The organism is Tellurirhabdus rosea (genome assembly GCF_026278345.1).
GTDB classification, from domain to species: Bacteria; Bacteroidota; Bacteroidia; order Cytophagales; family Spirosomataceae; genus Tellurirhabdus; species Tellurirhabdus rosea.
This window is the reverse complement of record NZ_CP111085.1, coordinates 702,032-718,213: the sequence shown is the minus strand read 5'-3', so window position 1 is coordinate 718,213 and position 16,182 is coordinate 702,032. Positions and strand designations below refer to the sequence as shown.

General features: G+C 57.5%; 13 protein-coding genes. 7 read left to right on the top strand and 6 right to left on the bottom strand.

Features of this window, described 5'->3' with window-relative positions; genetic code table 11:
* Positions 1–31: 31 nt before the first annotated feature.
* The 3 genes from ORG26_RS02860 to ORG26_RS02850 form a co-directional block, all read right to left on the bottom strand.
* Positions 32–2,848, bottom strand: a complete 2,817-nt coding sequence (locus tag ORG26_RS02860) for an outer membrane beta-barrel protein (RefSeq protein WP_266367012.1) — start codon at positions 2,846–2,848, stop codon at positions 32–34.
* A gap of 3 nt (positions 2,849–2,851) precedes the next feature.
* On the bottom strand, positions 2,852–3,670 hold the full coding sequence (locus tag ORG26_RS02855; protein ID WP_266367011.1) for a GLPGLI family protein: 819 nt from the start codon (positions 3,668–3,670) through the stop codon (positions 2,852–2,854).
* A gap of 262 nt (positions 3,671–3,932) precedes the next feature.
* Positions 3,933–4,331, bottom strand: coding sequence for a response regulator (locus ORG26_RS02850; protein WP_266369306.1), 399 nt, complete (start codon positions 4,329–4,331; stop codon positions 3,933–3,935).
* Between the two features lie 377 nt (positions 4,332–4,708).
* Here ORG26_RS02850 and ORG26_RS02845 point away from each other — a divergent pair, with 377 nt between their 5' ends.
* Positions 4,709–5,161: a response regulator gene (locus ORG26_RS02845; protein WP_266367010.1), complete on the top strand. Its 453-nt coding sequence runs from the start codon at positions 4,709–4,711 to the stop codon at positions 5,159–5,161.
* Positions 5,162–5,235: 74 nt separating this feature from the next.
* Here ORG26_RS02845 and ORG26_RS02840 read toward each other — a convergent pair whose 3' ends face one another.
* Positions 5,236–5,781 carry a hypothetical protein gene (locus tag ORG26_RS02840; protein ID WP_266367009.1) on the bottom strand — a complete coding sequence of 182 codons (546 nt, stop codon included), beginning with the start codon at positions 5,779–5,781 and terminating at the stop codon, positions 5,236–5,238.
* A 250-nt stretch (positions 5,782–6,031) separates the two neighbouring features.
* Here ORG26_RS02840 and ORG26_RS02835 point away from each other — a divergent pair, with 250 nt between their 5' ends.
* Complete coding sequence (locus tag ORG26_RS02835; RefSeq protein ID WP_266367008.1) at positions 6,032–7,075, top strand: acyltransferase family protein; 1,044 nt, start codon at positions 6,032–6,034, stop codon at positions 7,073–7,075.
* A gap of 135 nt (positions 7,076–7,210) precedes the next feature.
* Here ORG26_RS02835 and ORG26_RS02830 read toward each other — a convergent pair whose 3' ends face one another.
* Positions 7,211–7,975, bottom strand: coding sequence for a hypothetical protein (locus tag ORG26_RS02830; protein WP_266367007.1), 765 nt, complete (start codon positions 7,973–7,975; stop codon positions 7,211–7,213).
* A gap of 230 nt (positions 7,976–8,205) precedes the next feature.
* On the opposite strand from ORG26_RS02830, the gene ORG26_RS02825 reads away from it, so the two are divergent.
* On the top strand, positions 8,206–8,931 hold the full coding sequence (locus ORG26_RS02825) for a DUF72 domain-containing protein (RefSeq protein WP_266367006.1): 726 nt from the start codon (positions 8,206–8,208) through the stop codon (positions 8,929–8,931).
* Here ORG26_RS02825 and ORG26_RS02820 read toward each other — a convergent pair.
* Positions 8,928–9,950 (bottom strand): LacI family DNA-binding transcriptional regulator, encoded by a 1,023-nt coding sequence (locus ORG26_RS02820; protein WP_266367005.1) that lies wholly within the window; start codon positions 9,948–9,950, stop codon positions 8,928–8,930. The genes ORG26_RS02825 and ORG26_RS02820 overlap by 4 nt on opposite strands.
* Before the next feature lie 305 nt (positions 9,951–10,255).
* On the opposite strand from ORG26_RS02820, the gene ORG26_RS02815 reads away from it, so the two are divergent.
* From ORG26_RS02815 to rhaM, 4 genes are all read left to right on the top strand, one after another.
* Complete coding sequence (locus ORG26_RS02815) at positions 10,256–11,467, top strand: oligogalacturonate lyase family protein (protein WP_266367004.1); 1,212 nt, start codon at positions 10,256–10,258, stop codon at positions 11,465–11,467.
* A gap of 2 nt (positions 11,468–11,469) precedes the next feature.
* Complete coding sequence (locus ORG26_RS02810) at positions 11,470–12,582, top strand: glycoside hydrolase family 88/105 protein (protein WP_266367003.1); 1,113 nt, start codon at positions 11,470–11,472, stop codon at positions 12,580–12,582.
* Between the two features lie 233 nt (positions 12,583–12,815).
* Positions 12,816–15,647 (top strand): glycosyl hydrolase, encoded by a 2,832-nt coding sequence (locus ORG26_RS02805; RefSeq protein WP_266367002.1) that lies wholly within the window; start codon positions 12,816–12,818, stop codon positions 15,645–15,647.
* Positions 15,648–15,788: 141 nt separating this feature from the next.
* Positions 15,789–16,103, top strand: coding sequence for an L-rhamnose mutarotase (gene rhaM / locus ORG26_RS02800; RefSeq protein ID WP_266367001.1), 315 nt, complete (start codon positions 15,789–15,791; stop codon positions 16,101–16,103).
* Positions 16,104–16,182: the final 79 nt, after the last annotated feature.

Genomic DNA, 16,182 nt, shown 5'->3' with positions numbered 1-16,182 from the left:
GACAGAGCCTGCGACCGCTGCCAGGACGGGTTTAAACACCGAATTTCCGGAGATTATACACAAAACTGAGCAGGAAATACCGGCGCAAAACCCGGCTCTGCACGTCTTCCACGTACGTTTCCGTGACGTTTCGCTGGATGCTCCGGTTCTGGTTCAGCAGGTCGAATGCCTGAAGCCGGAGTTCGCCGTTTTTGTTCCGGAAAAACTGCTTCGAGAGCGCGGCGTTCAGCAGGGCGTAATTCTGATTGAAGCCCGCCGAACGGCCCGTGTTGTTCAGATACAGCAGATCGGTCGTCAGCGTAAAACCGCCGGGTAACTGGTAAAATACGTCGATGTCCAGCGATTTAGTGAAAAACTCCGTGTTCTGCGAAGCCTGCAGCGAGAAGTCCGCCGTCTGGTAACTCAGGTTTCCGGCGACGCTGAAGTCAATCTTTCCGTTGAAGTTGGAAGCGAGACTGACGCCCTGCCCGATCGTCCGGTTCCAGGAAACGTTCTGCTGCCGGTTGACAAAGCTGACACCCCTCGTCAGCGCCGCGTTGGTGTTCAGGCTGACGTTCAGCTTCCACGGACTGACGCGGCGACCCAGCGACAGAAACCCGTTCAGGCTGTAGTACCCGTCCGTGTTGACCGGCTGGGTCGTCTGCGCCCCGGTCTGGCTAAAGGTCGTCGCGCTGGCGATCCGGTTGGCTACCTGATTCAGGTTCAGAAAGCCGAAAATGCTCCGGTTGTTGGTCGTGCTGAACGCGTTGTAGCTCATCGTCACCGTGTTGTAAAACTCCGGACGCAGGCCCGGATTCCCCAGGCGGATGTTCAGCGGGTTTGTATTGTCAGCCACGGGTTGCAGCTGACTGACGGACGGAGCGTTAATCCGCGTTCGGTAATTGAGCCGGAGCGTCCGGTTACGCGTCCAGTTGTAGGTGAACATGGCCGTGGGCAGCAGATTGGTGAACGGCCGGTTCAGCACCGTGTCCACGCTCCGGTTGTCGGCCCGCAGTTGTGCCTGCTGTACGTCGAACCCGAGGCCGTAAGTGTACCGAAGCCGCCGCGTCTGCAGCGTCATGCCCAGCCGGTGCGTCGTAAACTGGCTCGAAAACCGGTTGCTCAGCGGCAGATTGTAGTCGTCGTACAGGCCGGTTGTTTCGTCAAAATCATTGACTTCCCGCGCCGACCGGCTCCGGTTTCCGGAATAGCCATAGCGGAATTCCAGTTTTTTGCTCATCGACAGCGGCTCCGTGTAGGACAGCGTCAGGTTGTTGTTCATGAAATAATTGTCCTGATCGATCTGCTGGTTCAGCAGCGTACTGCGCGGAATACCGGTGTCCGGCCCGTACGTGCGGTTGGTGGCCTGGTTGAGGCCCAGCGTGCTCTGGTTGCTCAGAGCCGTCGTCAGATTGACGGAGAACGTGCGGCCTTCTCTGCGGAATTTCCGCATCAGGAGGAGGTTGCTGAACCCGTTCATGCCGTTGCCGTCGGAGTGGTAACGGGTCTCGTTGCTGCTCAGCGGCTGGCCCGTCGGGGTGCTGATCCGCTGATCGGTCAGGCTGCGGATGCCGGTGCCGTTCCACGACAGGTTGGGCGTGAAGCGGAGAGAGGTCAGCGAGTCCAGCTTCCAGTCGAGGCGGAGGTTGAGCCGGTGATTGGTGGCCTGCGCCCGGTTGTAGAGCGACTGGTCGTTGATGAACGCCCGTCCTTCCGCGCTGCCCGCCGGGACGATGTTCTCGCGGCGGCTCTGCTGCTCGGTGGTCGTAGTCGTGCGGTTGGCGAAGTAGCTCGTCGCGATTTCGGCCCGCTTGCCGATGCCATCCCGGTAGTTGAGTCCGCCGCCTAGTGTTTCGACGATGTTACTGGGCTGGCTGTTGTTGCCCTGCGAGCCGCCTGCGCGCCCGCCCTGGTCTACTATGACCATGCCGCCTCCGCCCGTGCCGCCGTTGCCAAAGCCCATCCCGCCCGAGCCGAACCCCATGCCGCCGCCATCGGGCGAGAAATTCTGCTGGTTGATGTTGTTGCCCTGTCCGATGAGCGAAATCTGCCGTCCGTTGTTGAAGCGGTTCAGGCTGATGTTGCCCGCGTAACGCGGGTCGTTGCCGTCCTCATCGACCCCGGCCCCGAGGCTGTTCCGGCCAAAATAGCCTTTCCGCTTGTCCCGTTTGGTCGTGATGTTGATGGTCTTTTCGCGGTTGCCGTCGTCCATGCCCGAAAACGCGGCCTGGTCCGATTGCTGGTCGTACAACTGCACCTTGTCCACAATGTCGGCGGGGAGGTTGCGGGTGGCCATCTTCGGGTCGTCGCCGAAAAACGGCTTTCCGTCCACGAGCACCCGGTTTACCTGCTGGCCCTGCGCCCGGATGGTGCCGTCGCGGGCCACTTCCATGCCCGGCAGTTTTTTCAGCAGGTCTTCCACCGCCGCGTTCGGTTTCGTCTTGAACGACCCGGCGTTGAATTCCAGCGTGTCCTCTTTGACCGTAATCGGCGCGCGTTCCTGCACGATGTTCACCTCGTTCAGCGTCTGGGCCTGCGGCTGCAGGAGTAGTTTTTCAAAATCAACCGTCAGTTTGTCCGCCGAGATGTTGAACCGGCGGGAGATGTTCTGAAAACCCACGTACGTAATCAGGAGCCGGTACGATCCCTCGCCGAGGTTGCGGATCTGAAACCGCCCGTCGCCGTCGGTCAGGTGAAGTGAGAGGTAGGACGAATCGCGGCCGGATAGCAGCGAAACGGTCGCTTCGCGCAGGGGTTTACCGGAGGCCGAATCCAGCAACATGCCCGTCACCTGCCCGCGCTGGCCCGTTTTCTGCGCGGCCAGCGGGAGCGTCCAGAGCAGGAGCAGCCCGAATAAAAGCTGACGCATGGGTTAGTTCCGTTCCATTTGTTCCATCATCCGCGACCGGAAATCGGCCATGGCTTTCTGCCGCAGTTCGTTCAGCTGCTCGCTGGAAACGGTTTCGGCACCGGCGCTCGGCTGAATGTCTTTCTCCGAAACGGCCGCTTTCAGGTCTACTTTAGTGGCTTTGAAGGCTTCCCGGCCGCCTTCGACCGCCAGCACGACGCCCTGCGGAGGAATGAGGGCGCGGATGGGGGAGTAGCTGAACGGCAGTTCGGTCGTGTACCAGACGGTGTAGGTTTCGCCCCGGTGCGGCACGGTCGCTTTTTTGCAGACGTACCCGGCGATTTTTTTAGTCTGCCCCGATTCGGTCCAGCCTTCGGGCGTTTTCAGGAATGGCTGTTCGGCGCGGTACACTTTGGTTTCGGCCTCTTTTTTGACGGATAACTCGGTCAGGTATTTCCGGTTGCTGAGGTCCAGAAACGTCTGTTCCTCAAACGGCCGCTGAATGTTGGTGTTTTGCCGGGGACCTCTGCCGCCGGGACCTCCCGGACCACCGGGTCCTCCCGGGCCGCCGACGAACGTCCGGATCATCATGCCGCCGCCTTCCCGCACTTCTTTGCCGAGGTTTCCGGCAAAGAGTAGTTTGGTTTCAAACGTCCGGACGTCGGGGATGTCGGCCGGAAAATCCGGGCTACCGGGCTGCACGGCCTGTCCGTTAATGACGACCCGCATCTGCGACATATCGACCTTCTGCATGGCTTCGTAGGTGATCTGTCCGGTTGTCTGCGCCATTAGCTTTGTTGTTACCCCCGCCAGCAGGAGCAGGGATTTGAATCGGGTTTTCATGGAAGTAGGGGTTATTTCTAAGTACGGAGCAAAGATGGGCCGGTATTTTGTAAGATACTGTTACACTTTGTTAAGTAGTGTTAAAGTGAAAAGCCCGCTCCTGTGCGTCTGAGCGGGCTTTGTGTTTTGGGAGGACGGCTTTGGCCGCGTACGGCACAAAAAAACCTCCGGCTCCGGAGGCTGTTGGGCTGGTAAAGCAGGCGCTTGTCCGATGAGTGAAAGCTGAGCGGTTGGCGGCGGTTCTCTATCCAGGCGGCATTTTCTAGAAGTGATAGGGCAACTGGCCGATCTGCATCCAGTACAGACTGAGGTTTTTGACCAGCATCTTCAATTCCGGGTAAGTTGGCGGCTTGTGGATAAAGGCGTTGATTCCGTTATGATACGCTTTGTAAACGTCGCCCTGTCTGTCGCTGGCCGTCAGAAGGATGATCGGCAGCATTTTCAACCGGGAGTTATTGCGCACCTGCTGGGCCAGTTCGATGCCGTTAAGACCCGGCAGATTCAAATCGGTAATGATCAGATTAGGATATTGATAGGCGGGTAATTTGGTCAGGGCCTTGATCAGTTCTTCACCGGTGGCAAAGGTCGTTAACATAACATGAGGACTTTCTTTACTGAAGGCTCTTGAGATGGCACTTACAAAACCCGGATCATCGTCCACTAAAAACACTCGGCTTTTTCTCACTGCACAGTACGTTGTTTCTAATGGATAGAGACCACCCAGCCTGTATATAGTTTACGCTTTATATCATTTTTAAGCGGATTTTAAGATAAACTGTCTGAGGGGGCTTTGGGAATGGCTCCTTGAAGGTCTGGTAACGAATGCCTTCTATTTTCGGCCACCAGCGGGTCTAACGGTCCTCGTTAACAGGGTTTTACACGGATCCTGGGTCCAGAGAGCCCGGTGTTGTTACCAAAAATCCTGATTTGTTAAGCCACCTGCTAAAAAATACGGAAACATTCCTTCAAAACTGGTTATTGAAGCATAGCGACCGGCCATCGGGTCTGTTCGTTTTACGGGCCAACTTATTATAAAGAATGAGCGAGAAATTTCATGCTGACGGTTCAGCCCCTATTATTATCATTGATGACGACGAGGAAGACCAGTATTTTTTCACCACGATTCTCCAGAAACTGCTTCCTCAGCGTGAATGCTTTACGTTCCACTCGGGCGACGATGCTTTGCACTATCTGAAGACAACCCAGGTGCGTCCTTTTCTCATCATTACCGAAGTCAAGCTTCGAAAAATGGACGGACTGGAACTGCGCCGCCAGATCGAGCTGGACCCTGAACTCAAGGAAAAAGCCATTCCGTTTATTTTCTTTTCGCATCCCGTGCACCTGCACGATGTGAAAGAAGCCTACGAACTTCCCATACAAGGGTATTTTGAAAAGGCTTCCAACATGAAAAAGGTCGAGCAGCAGCTTAAATCGATTGTGGATTACTGGCAGGCCTGCCTGCATCCAAACAGTCCGCAGTTCCTGCAGTAGAAGCCCGGGCCCGCCCGGACTCCTTCTCTACGTGATGAGGACCGAATACGGCCACATGCCCTGTTTGGAGTTCATTACTCGGCTTTTTGGTCTCCCCGGATTCGCAGCTCATTTTTAGGTCCAGGCACTCCGCGTTCTTCATCGCTCAAGGTCCAGATGCTTAGGCACGCGGAATCTGCTGGCACGCCAACGTGATTCGAACCGAGCAGTACATCCACTCTGCGGATGGAGCCTTTCGAGATTTGGAGCGTATCAGAAACCAGATGCCCATTGAGCATGAAAACCACGGTTCGTACCGATGCGGGTAATCGTTTTTTCGACAAATACAGATGGGGAGTAACCACATCAAACTGTTGGTCTGCTTCGAGATAGATGCAGCCATTCTCCGCTAAAGTTCCGTACCGCTCGTTGGTCTGTTTATCCCGAATAACGGTCACTGACAGAATGAAGTCAGTGTTCACTTCGTTTGGACTAACTATAACCCCATTTGCAACACTGAGAGGAATTTTTGAATGGTTAACCTGAGTCGAATCAAGCCAGGGATTGACCCGTTGGGCTTTGGCGGCTAACTGACTACAGATAAACAGCAGCAGGAGGATAGTAAACCGATCCGTTTTCATAAATTATTCCAGTTTAAACGATGAATTATGTAGCCCCTAAGGTAAAAATAAGAACAGGAATAGCCATACATGAGCTGTTTTAGCGGCCGATCCACTGACTCGGCGCTGCGGCGGACCACTAAATCGCTCAATCACTCAATTCATCCCTAACGTTAATCGGCACCGGGCGGCAACTGCGGCAAAGCTGGCGTAGTATTTGCACTTTCCTGCCGGAAGGCGGGCAAAACGGCCCGTCGCCACCGTACGCGTCATGAGTTTGAAACGAATTGAGGAACTGGATGCCCTGCGCGGAATTGCCGCCCTGCTGGTCGTGGGTTTTCACTACGTGATGAGGACCGAATACAGCCATACGCCCCTGATTTACGGCGTCACCGGCGTTGACCTGTTCTTCATCATCAGCGGCTACGTTATTTTCCTGACCCTGAACCGGACCCGCGACTGGCGCGATTTTGTCGTCTCCCGCTTCGCCCGGCTGTACCCGGCCTACTGGTTTGCCGTCCTCTTCACTGGAGTTCTGTTCTACTTCTTCGACCGGGGCGGTTTCCGGTTCACGATGATTCCGATGAACCTGACCATGTTTCAGCGGCTTTTCGACAAACAGGACCTCGACGGGCCGTACTGGACGCTCTGGGTAGAACTGGTTTTTTACGCCCTGATGCTGCTGGTGCTGTTTACCCGAAGCGTCCAGAGTATTTACCGAAACGGCCTGATAGCGTTGCTCTTACTGCTGGTGTTTCATCTGGCGGGGCTGTCGTTTTTTCCGGAAGCTTACCCGGCCATCACAAAACGGATTTCGTTCCTCAGCCACGCCCCGCTGTTTTTCGCCGGGATTGTCTTTTTCAACCTGCGGGCGCGCCAGCGGTGGTACGACCACCTCGTGCTACTGGGCTGCCTGCTGTTTGCCTGTCTGCTGCACGACCGGGGCGGGCATAGCTACAAGCACATGAATCAGGCCATGCACGCGGCCATCACCGCTTTTTACTTCGCCGTTTTTTACCTTTTCTGTTATGGCAGGCTCGGTTTTATAAAGAATAAAATTACCCTGTTCCTCGGCCGGATTTCGTATTCACTATACCTGATTCACCAGTTTGTCTCCACGAAAGTGATCATTCCGACCCTGATCGAACGGTATCATTTTTCCCGCATCGAAGCCTCGCTAATTGCCCTCGCGGTAGTGATCGCCCTCGCCACGTTCATGAATCAATACATCGAAGAGCCGGCAAATCAGTGGATTAAAGGAACATACAAAGCCTGGAAAAACCGGAAGCCGGTGGAGAAAGAAGTGCTGGTTTGAACGGTTAGGCAGAGCCGCGTTAAGCGGGGGAGTTGAAACAGGGGCGAAGAGGCCGTCAATTCCGGGGATCTCTCCGGCTTCACTTCTTCTCCGCTCCATTCTGCTCGCCTCCGGTTAACTCCGCGATGCAACCGCTTACTTCGCCGTAATCTTCAAACTGATCTGCCCCGTCGAGATTTCCGGGCGGTCGCCCGAGGAGGTGGGAACCAGCGTTACCCGTTCGAGCTGTTCGCGGTACCAGGCGACCACGCTGGGAGATACCGTCGTGTTTTTCACCGTCAGCGACAGCACCCGTCCCTGCGCGTTTACCCGCACCACAAAAATAATGCGGCCCGTTTCGTCGTAAGGGTCCGGGGCGACCGACAGCCGTCCGAACCGGAAGCCGGTCAGGTCGAGGCCGATACCGCCCGTACCGCCCGGACCGGCGATGCTGCCGCCCGGCTGGCCGTTGGGGTTGCCGCCTTCCGTGTTGCGGCTGTTCATGGTGGAGCCGTTGCCGGGTTTATCCACTTTCTTGAAAAGGCCGTGTTCGTCCACTTTAGGTTCTTCCACGGGCGAGGGCTGGTTGCTGACAATATTCGGCTTGCTGTTGCCCGGTAGCCCTTCCGTCGGGCGGGCCTCCGTGGGGGTGGGTTTCCAGCGGGCCACCGGGGCGGCGGCGCGCCCGCCTACTTCCTTGACGGCTACCGGCGTCCGCTGGGGCTGGCGTTCGATGCGCAGTGGAATGTAGGCGATCTGCAGGCTGTCGATCACCGGCCGGTCCACCGTATCTTTCGGCGGGGTAAACGTAAAACGGGCCAGAAACAGCAGCAGAAGCACCACCGCAGACAGCAGCGCCGTGTAGAGCAGGGCTTTCTGCTGGGTTTGCGCCTCGGGGGAAGAGTTCAGTTGGGTATACATAGCCGGGTTATATTGGCGGTCGACGGCCGTTTGATGCCAAAAGCCAGCGTCCGTTTAGCGATTCAGAGAAAAAACGGCTCAAGATAAAAAAATCCGTCCGTTGAGTCCGTTTAAGTAAACGTCTTTTAGCCGCCGTTCGGTACGGCAAATGGCTATTTTTTTGGAAACAGACCGGGACGAAAGCCGAAGCGGACGGTTATTAGCCCAAACAGCGGGACAAATCGGACAACATGGGTATTCACATCGGAACCTCAGGCTGGAGTTACGACCATTGGCAGGACGTGCTGTATCCGCCCAAAACGCCGGTCGCCCGGCGGCTCGGGTATTATCTCCGGCAATTCACCACCGTCGAGCTCAACAGCAGTTTTTACCGCTGGCCCAAAACCGAAACCTTTGCCGGCTGGCAGACGCGCCTTCCCGAAGGCTTCGTGATGAGCGTGAAGGCGCCGCGCTGGCTGACCCACGTCAAAAACCTGAAAGAGCCGGAAGCCTGGATCGACCGGATAGCCGAGGGCTGGGACGCGCTGGGCGACAAAAAAGCCGTGCTTCTGGTCCAGCTTTCGCCCCGTTTTGCGCTGAACTACGACCGGCTGGCCTATTTTCTGGAAACGATGCCCGACCGGATTCCGCTGACCGTGGAGTTCCGGCATCCGACCTGGCATACCGAACCCGTTTTCTCGCTGCTGGAACAGCACCGCGCGGCGTACTGCATCATGAACGGCTTTGGACTGCCCTGCCTGCTGCGCACCACCGGTCCGTTTGTGTACGTGCGGCTGCACGGGCCCGAAAACCAGCCCCTGTATCACGGCGGCTATTCGGATGAGGAACTGGCCGGATGGGCGGAACTCGTCCGGGAGTGGCACAGAGCCGGGAAAGACGTGTACGTCTATTTCAACAACGACATCGGCGGTCACGCCGTCCGGAACGCCCTGACGCTGCGGGCGCTGCTGGGCTAAAGCTCAATCGGACGGGTAGATTCCCGAACCATCAGCCGGGTCGGAATCCGGAGAATGCTGCTCGAAACGGGCCGCAGCTTGTTTTCAATCAGTTCGATGAGCTGGCTGGACGCCGCCTGCCCGATTTCCCGGGCCGGTTGCATGACCGTGGTCATGGAAGGATGCAGCAGATCCGCTACCGTCAGGTTGGTGAAGCCAACCAGCCCCACATGGTCGGGAATGACCACGCCCTGCGTGCGCAGGGTTGATAAACAAGTCAGGGCGAGGCGGTCGCTGGCCGTAAAGAAGGCGTCGGGCGGGGGCGACAGGCGGAGCAGATCGGCCACGATGGGTTCCAGTTCGGTCTGGTCAAAGCCAACGTAACGGACCAGCGATTCGTCGAACGGAATGCCGTTGGCCTCCAGCGCGGCCCGGTAGCCCGCCAGTCGTTCCTGCGAAATGGACATGAACGCCGGGATGGTGATGTGGGCAATCCGCCGCCGTCCGCTCTGAATCAGGTGTTCGGTGGCCGAGTAGGCTCCGCTGAAATTGTCGGCCACGACCTTGGGCGCGTTGAGCTGTTCGGAAACCCGGTCGAACTGCACGATGGGAAAGCCCTGCTGGTGCAGCGTTTGCAGGTGCGAAAGGTCGGACGTTTCGCTCGAAAGCGAAATCAGCAGCCCGTCCACCTTCCGGGCGACGGCCTGTTCGACCGTCAGCAGTTCCCGTTTATACGATTCGTGGCTTTGCAGAATAATGACGTGGTAGCCCCGGTCGTAGGCGATTTCTTCGATTCCGTTGATGGCCTGCGAAAAGAAATTGTTGGCAATCTGCGGCACCACGACGCCAATGACCCGACTGCGGTTCTCCTTCAGGCTCAGGGCAATGGGATTGGGTCGGTAATTCATTCGCTCCGCATAATCCATCACCAGCCGTTTCGTTTCCGGACTGATCTCGTAACTGCCCCGTAAAGCCCGCGACACGGTGGAGGTCGACAGGTTCAGGGCGCGGGCGATGTCTTTAATCGTAATGGAATTCAAAGCGGTGTCGTGTTATGGTGCAAAATTAACAGAAGGGACCTCCCGACCAATTCCCCGCCCTCATTTCCGGCGCGCATTCCGTCCGCCCCGCCACCGGTCGATCCGGCCGCTCCCCGATTTCCGACTCAGTAGAGTACAGGAGGGTTCGGGCGATGAGTTTGCTTTACTTGCCGGTCAGGTTCCTGAACTTTTCCACGAAAAAATTCTCTTTCTTTCCCCGGCAGAATATCCGGGACGGAAGTCGGATGAGAATACGGGGATTTCCGGAAAACCACATCTCAAAACCGCAGCGCCCTTCCTGAACCATGAACCGTTTCGTCCCTTTATTCGCCCTGCTCAGCCTGAGTGCGCTGGCCCAGCCCCGGCTGGAAACCGGCGTCCAGAAGCCCATGCCCGCCGAGTGGATTGACCGGGACACTGGCCACCGCATTGTCCGCCTTTCGGACGGGGAGGGCAACAACCAGAGTTTCTACTTCCACAACAACCCGTTTGTCAGACAAATCCGCGACGAGGGCGATAAGATGGTGTACTACCGGACCACCGGCACAAACGGTCGCCAGCTGTACGTCCTCAACCTGAAGACGCGCCGGAACGAGCCGCTCACCCCTCGCTCCGGACGGTTCGGGGGCGAAATCGTCGCGCCGAAGCACCGGGAGGTTATTTACCAAAGTGCCGACAGCGTGTTTGCTACGCATATCGACACAAAAAAAACGCGGCTTCTGTACGTCTTCCCGAAAGGCTACAACGTCAATATCACGAGCCTGAACGCCGACGAAACCCTGCTGGCGGGCGTCAAAAGCGGGGAGGAAGCGCGGGAAATCCTGCGGAATTTTCCGGAAAAGAAAGACTTCTTCCCCCGCATCTTCGAGGCAAAGGTACCTCACGCTCTGTTTACCGTAGACCTCAAAACCGGCAAACTGGCCGAAATTCATCAGGAGAATACCTGGCTCGGGCACGTGCAGTTTTCGCCCACCGACCCGGACATTCTGATGTTCTGCCACGAAGGTCCCTGGCACTTGGTGGACCGCATCTGGCAAATCAACGTGAAGACCAAAGCCGTGAAGTGCATGCATAAACGGACCGTCGAAGGCGAGATTGCCGGACATGAGTTCTTCAGCCGCGACGGCCGGACCATCTGGTTCGACCAGCAACAACCCCGCAGCGTGACTTTCTACCTGACCGGCGCCGACGTGCAGACGGGCCAGGAGCGGCGCTACGAAATGACCCGCGACGAATGGTCAATCCACTTCAACATCTCACCCGACCAGACGCTTTTTGCCGGCGACGGCGGCGACCCCGGACAGGTGGCCAAAGCGGCCAACGGCATGTGGATTTACCTGTTTCGGCCAGAGGGGGGCCGGTTCCGGTCCGAGAAACTGGTCAACATGAAACACCACGGCTACAAGCTCGAACCGAACGTCCACTTCTCGCCCGACGGCAAATGGATCATTTTCCGGGCGAATTTTGAGGGCCAGAGCCAGGTGTACGCGGCCGAAATTGCCAAACGTGAATTATAAAAATGAAAAAGCTACTTTTCCTTCTCTTACTCACCACCGCTTCCAGTGCCCAGAAACTCCCGCCCAAAAAGGAGATTCTTGCCAAAATGACCCTCGCCAACGACTATTTCATGCAGAAATGGCCCGATACCGGCAAGGAAATCGTCACCAACAAAACCCGCCCGAGCAACATCTGGACCCGGGCCGTCTACTACGAAGGACTGATGGCGCTGTACGGCATCGACAAGCAGAAACGCTACTACGACTATGCCGTCGATTGGGGAACGAAGCACAAATGGGGTCTGCGCAGCGGCGTCAACACCCGCAACGCCGACGACCAGGCCTGCGGACAGACCTACATCGACCTGTATCTGATCGACAAACAGCCCGAGCGCATCCGCGACATCAAGGCGTCCATCGACAACATGGTCAAGTCCGGTAAATCCGACGACTGGAACTGGATTGATGCGCTGCAGATGGCGATGCCGGTCTTTGCCAAACTGGGAGTGATTTACAAAGACAACGCCTATTTCGAGCGGATGTACGATTTGTACAATTTCTCGAAAGTATCCCACGGCGGTAAAGGACTTTACAACCCGGAAGACGGCCTGTGGTGGCGCGATAAGGATTTTGTGCCGCCTTACAAAGAACCGAACGGACAGGATTGCTACTGGTCGCGGGGCAACGGCTGGGTGGTGGCCGCGCTGGTCCGGGTGCTGGACATCATGCCCAAAGACGCTCCGCACCGCGACGAATACCTGCAGATGTACCAGACCATGATGAAAGCCCTGCCGCCGATTCAGCGTCCGGATGGCTTCTGGAACGTCAGCCTCCACGACCCGACCAACTTCGGCGGCAAGGAGGCGACCGGAACGGCCCTGTTTGCCTACGGCATGGCCTGGGGTATCAACAAGGGGTTGCTGGACAAAAAGACCTACCTGCCGGTGCTGACCCGCGCCTGGAACGCACTGTCCAGTGAATCGGTGCAGCCGACCGGGTTCCTGGGCTACGTGCAGGGCACGGGCAAGGAGCCGAAAGATGGTCAGCCGGTGACGGTCAGCAGCATGCCGGACTTTGAGGACTACGGCCTGGGCTGCTTCCTGCTGGCCGGCACGGAAGTGTATAAGCTCAAATAACCGGCCCGGAAAAAACGGTTAAAACCGTTGAATCGACCCCCGGTGGGAATACCCCCGGTGGGACCACGGAACCCGCCCGCCGTTGAAACGGTGGGCTACCAACGCATTTTTGAAATAGCCTACGGTTGAAACCGCGGGCTGCCAACGCATTTTGGGATAGCCCACGAATGAATTCGCGGGCATCGTAAATAAACAAAGGTGTAGCCAGTCGTTTTAACGACTTATTTTCACAAATGAACAAAAAGACATTCCTTTTATCCCTTCTCCTCGGCACCTCGGTGAGCCTGTACGCCCAGCCGAAGTGGCCCGCCATTACCCAGCAGACCAAACCCTGGACACGCTGGTGGTGGATGGGCAGCGCCGTGAATCAGAAAGACCTGAGCCAGTTGCTCGACCAGTACCAGAAAGCCGGACTCGGCGGGGTCGAAATTACGCCCATTTACGGCGTCAAAGGCACCGAAAAGCAGTTTCTGACCTTTCTGTCGCCGGAATGGGTATCGATGCTGACGCACACCCTGAAGGAAGCCAAACGCAACGGCATGGGCGTCGATCTGGCGCAGGCGTCGGGCTGGCCCTTCGGCGGACCCTGGGTGACGAGCGAAGATGCCTGCAAATACGTCGCTTTTCAATCGTATTCTGTCAAAGGCGGGGAGAGCCTGAGCGGGCCGGTGCAGTACATCCAGAAGCCGCTGACCCGGATTGTCGGCCAGCCCATTGACATTAAGGAACTCGTCGAGCCGATTACCAAAAATCCGAACCTCCAGCTCCACGCCTTCGACCAGGTGCGTTTTGAAAAACCGCTGCCGCTGCAATCGCTCATGGCGTATTCGGACAAAGGGCAGACCGTGGACCTGACGACCAAAGTGGACGCCAAAGGCAACCTCGCCTGGACGGCCCCGGCGGGTGGCAACTGGACGCTCTACGCGCTCTTTCAGGGCTGGCACGGCAAAATGGTGGAACGCGCCGGACCGGGCGGGGAAGGCGACGTGATCGACCACTTTTCCAAATCGGCCACCGAAAACTACCTCCGGCGCTTCGACGAGGCGTTCAAGGGCGTGGACGTGAGCGGCATCCGGGCGTATTTCAACGACTCCTACGAAGTGGACGACGCCAGCGGCGAATCCAACTGGACGCCCGCCCTGCTGGCCGAGTTCCAGAAACGCCGCGGCTACGACCTGCGGAAACACCTGCCCGCGCTGTTTGGCAAAGCGTCCGAAGACCAGAACAAACGCGTCCTGAGTGATTACCGCGAGACCATCTCGGAACTGCTGCTCGAAAACTATACGAAGACGTGGAGCGACTGGGCGAAAAAGCGGGGCGCCATCATCCGTAACCAGGCGCACGGCTCTCCGGCCAACATCCTCGATCTGTACGCCATCACCGACATCCCCGAGATTGAAGGCACGGAAATTCTGCGCATCAAATTCGCTTCGTCGGCGGCCAACGTGACGGGCAAGCGCCTGACCTCCTCCGAGTCCGCAACCTGGGAAAACGAACATTTCCTCTCGACGCTCGGCGACGTCAAAAAGGCGATGGACCGTTTCCTGCTCGGCGGCGTCAACCATACGTTTTACCACGGCACCAACTATTCGCCCCAGAACGCGCCCTGGCCGGGCTGGCTGTTCTACGCTGCCGTTCATTTTAACCCGCAAAACCCGTTCTGGACGGATTTCGGTAAGCTGAACCAGTACGTGGCGCGGGCGCAGTCGTTCCTGCAACAGGGGCGCCCGGACAACGACGTGCTGGTGTACCTGCCGATTTTCGACTCGTTCACCCGCCCCGGCAAGGTGCTTTTGCAGCACTACGACGGCATCGACCATGGCTTCAAAGGCATGCCGGTCGAGCATCATGCCGAAGAACTATGGGCGAAAGGGTACGGCTTCGATTTTATTTCGGATAAACAACTGTTGGGCGTTACCGGACAAAACGGCACGCTGACGACGGGCGGCAACCGCTACCGCACGGTGCTCGTCCCCGAAGCGGGTCTGATGCCGCTGCCGACAATGCAGCAACTCGTAAAACTGGCCCAGAACGGCGCAACGGTGGTGTTTGTCAAAGCCCTGCCGGAAGACGTGCCGGGCCTGAGCAACCTCGAAACCCGCCGCGCCGCGTTCAAAAAACTGCTGGCCGGACTGAAGTTCGCAGAGGCCGGGAAAGGCGCCCGTCGGGCGGCGGTCGGCAAGGGGGCGTTTATCGTGGGCGAATCGGTGGAAGCGGGTCTGACGGCCGCCAACACCCGCCGCGAGGCGCTGGTGGACAACGGTCTGGAGTTCGTGCGCCGCAAACACGACCGGGGCGCGTATTATTTCGTGACCAACTGGAGCGACAAAGCCGTGGAATCCTGGGTGCCCGTCGCCACGAAGGCGCAGGCGGTCGCGCTGTACAACCCGATGACGGAAGAGGCCGGCATGGCGCAGTTCCGACCCGGTGCCAGCGGGGGAGAGGTGTACCTCCAGCTGGCCCCCGGCGAATCCTGCATCCTGGAAACGTACGATACGGCCGTCAACGGCCCGGCCTATGCCTACCGCAAGGCGGGCGGCGCGCCGCAGGAACTGAAAGGAACCTGGAACGTGGCCTTCGTTTCGGGCGGCCCGACCCTGCCGTCCAACGTGCAGACCGATAAACTGGCGAGCTGGCCCGAACTGGCGGGAGACGCCGGGAAGAAGTTTGCCGGAACCGCTGACTACACGCTGACCTTTGCCCGTCCGCAGGGAGCCGCCGACGGTTACCGGCTCGATCTGGGCAGCGTGGCCGAAAGCGCCCGAGTCCGGCTCAACGGACAGGACCTCGGCACGCTCATCGGACCCGTATTCCAGGTCTTTATTCCGAAAGACAAACTGAAAGATTCCAACACGCTGACGGTGACTGTCTCCAGCGGCATGGCCAACCGCATCGCCGACATGGACCGAAACGGCCAGCCCTGGAAGATTTTCTACAACATCAACATGTCGGCCCGCCTCCGCGAAAACCGGGGAAAAGACGGCAATTTCACCGCCGAAGGCTGGTCGCCCCGCCCGTCGGGTCTGCTCGGCCCGGTCACGCTGACGCCGGTAAAAAATGATTGAATGTTGAATGACTGAATGACTGATTAGCTCCGCCTCAAGGTATAAACGGAGGAGCTAATCAGTCATTCAGTCATTCAACATTCAGTCATTCAACATTCAGACATTCAGTCATTCAAAATTCAATCATTCAACATTTTCCCCATGAATCTTGTCGCCTTTACCATGCAGCTCAAGCCCGGCGTGGAAGCCGAGTACGAGCGCCGTCACGATGAAATCTGGCCGGAACTGTCCGCCGCCCTGACCGAAGCCGGGGTGTACGATTACGCTATTTTTCTGGAAAAAGAAACCGGAAAGCTATTTGCCGTGCAGAAACGCACCGAAAATCATTCTGCCGATGACCTCAAAAATCAGGAGATCGTGAAGCGGTGGTGGGCGTATATGGCTGATCTGATGGAGACTCATGCCGATAACGCGCCGGTATCCCATCCGCTGCAGCCAGTTTTTTATCATAAGTAATAGTACCGGGAAAAATACGGCGGCAGGAGAGTGCGGGAAGGTCCTTCAACCCGGGTAAAGTAAACTTGTTGTGGTTTTC

Bases quoted from the DNA above. Each gene is read 5' to 3' on its own strand.
- ORG26_RS02860 (WP_266367012.1), bottom strand. From the start codon at position 2,848: ATGCGTCAGCTTTTATTCGGGCTGCTCCTGCTCTGGACGCTCCCGCTG.
- ORG26_RS02855 (WP_266367011.1), bottom strand. From the start codon at position 3,670: ATGAAAACCCGATTCAAATCCCTGCTCCTGCTGGCGGGGGTAACAACA.
- ORG26_RS02845 (WP_266367010.1), top strand. From the start codon at position 4,709: ATGAGCGAGAAATTTCATGCTGACGGTTCAGCCCCTATTATTATCATT.
- ORG26_RS02840 (WP_266367009.1), bottom strand. From the start codon at position 5,781: ATGAAAACGGATCGGTTTACTATCCTCCTGCTGCTGTTTATCTGTAGT.
- ORG26_RS02835 (WP_266367008.1), top strand. From the start codon at position 6,032: ATGAGTTTGAAACGAATTGAGGAACTGGATGCCCTGCGCGGAATTGCC.
- ORG26_RS02830 (WP_266367007.1), bottom strand. From the start codon at position 7,975: ATGTATACCCAACTGAACTCTTCCCCCGAGGCGCAAACCCAGCAGAAA.
- ORG26_RS02825 (WP_266367006.1), top strand. From the start codon at position 8,206: ATGGGTATTCACATCGGAACCTCAGGCTGGAGTTACGACCATTGGCAG.
- ORG26_RS02815 (WP_266367004.1), top strand. From the start codon at position 10,256: ATGAACCGTTTCGTCCCTTTATTCGCCCTGCTCAGCCTGAGTGCGCTG.
- ORG26_RS02810 (WP_266367003.1), top strand. From the start codon at position 11,470: ATGAAAAAGCTACTTTTCCTTCTCTTACTCACCACCGCTTCCAGTGCC.
- ORG26_RS02805 (WP_266367002.1), top strand. From the start codon at position 12,816: ATGAACAAAAAGACATTCCTTTTATCCCTTCTCCTCGGCACCTCGGTG.
- rhaM (WP_266367001.1), top strand. From the start codon at position 15,789: ATGAATCTTGTCGCCTTTACCATGCAGCTCAAGCCCGGCGTGGAAGCC.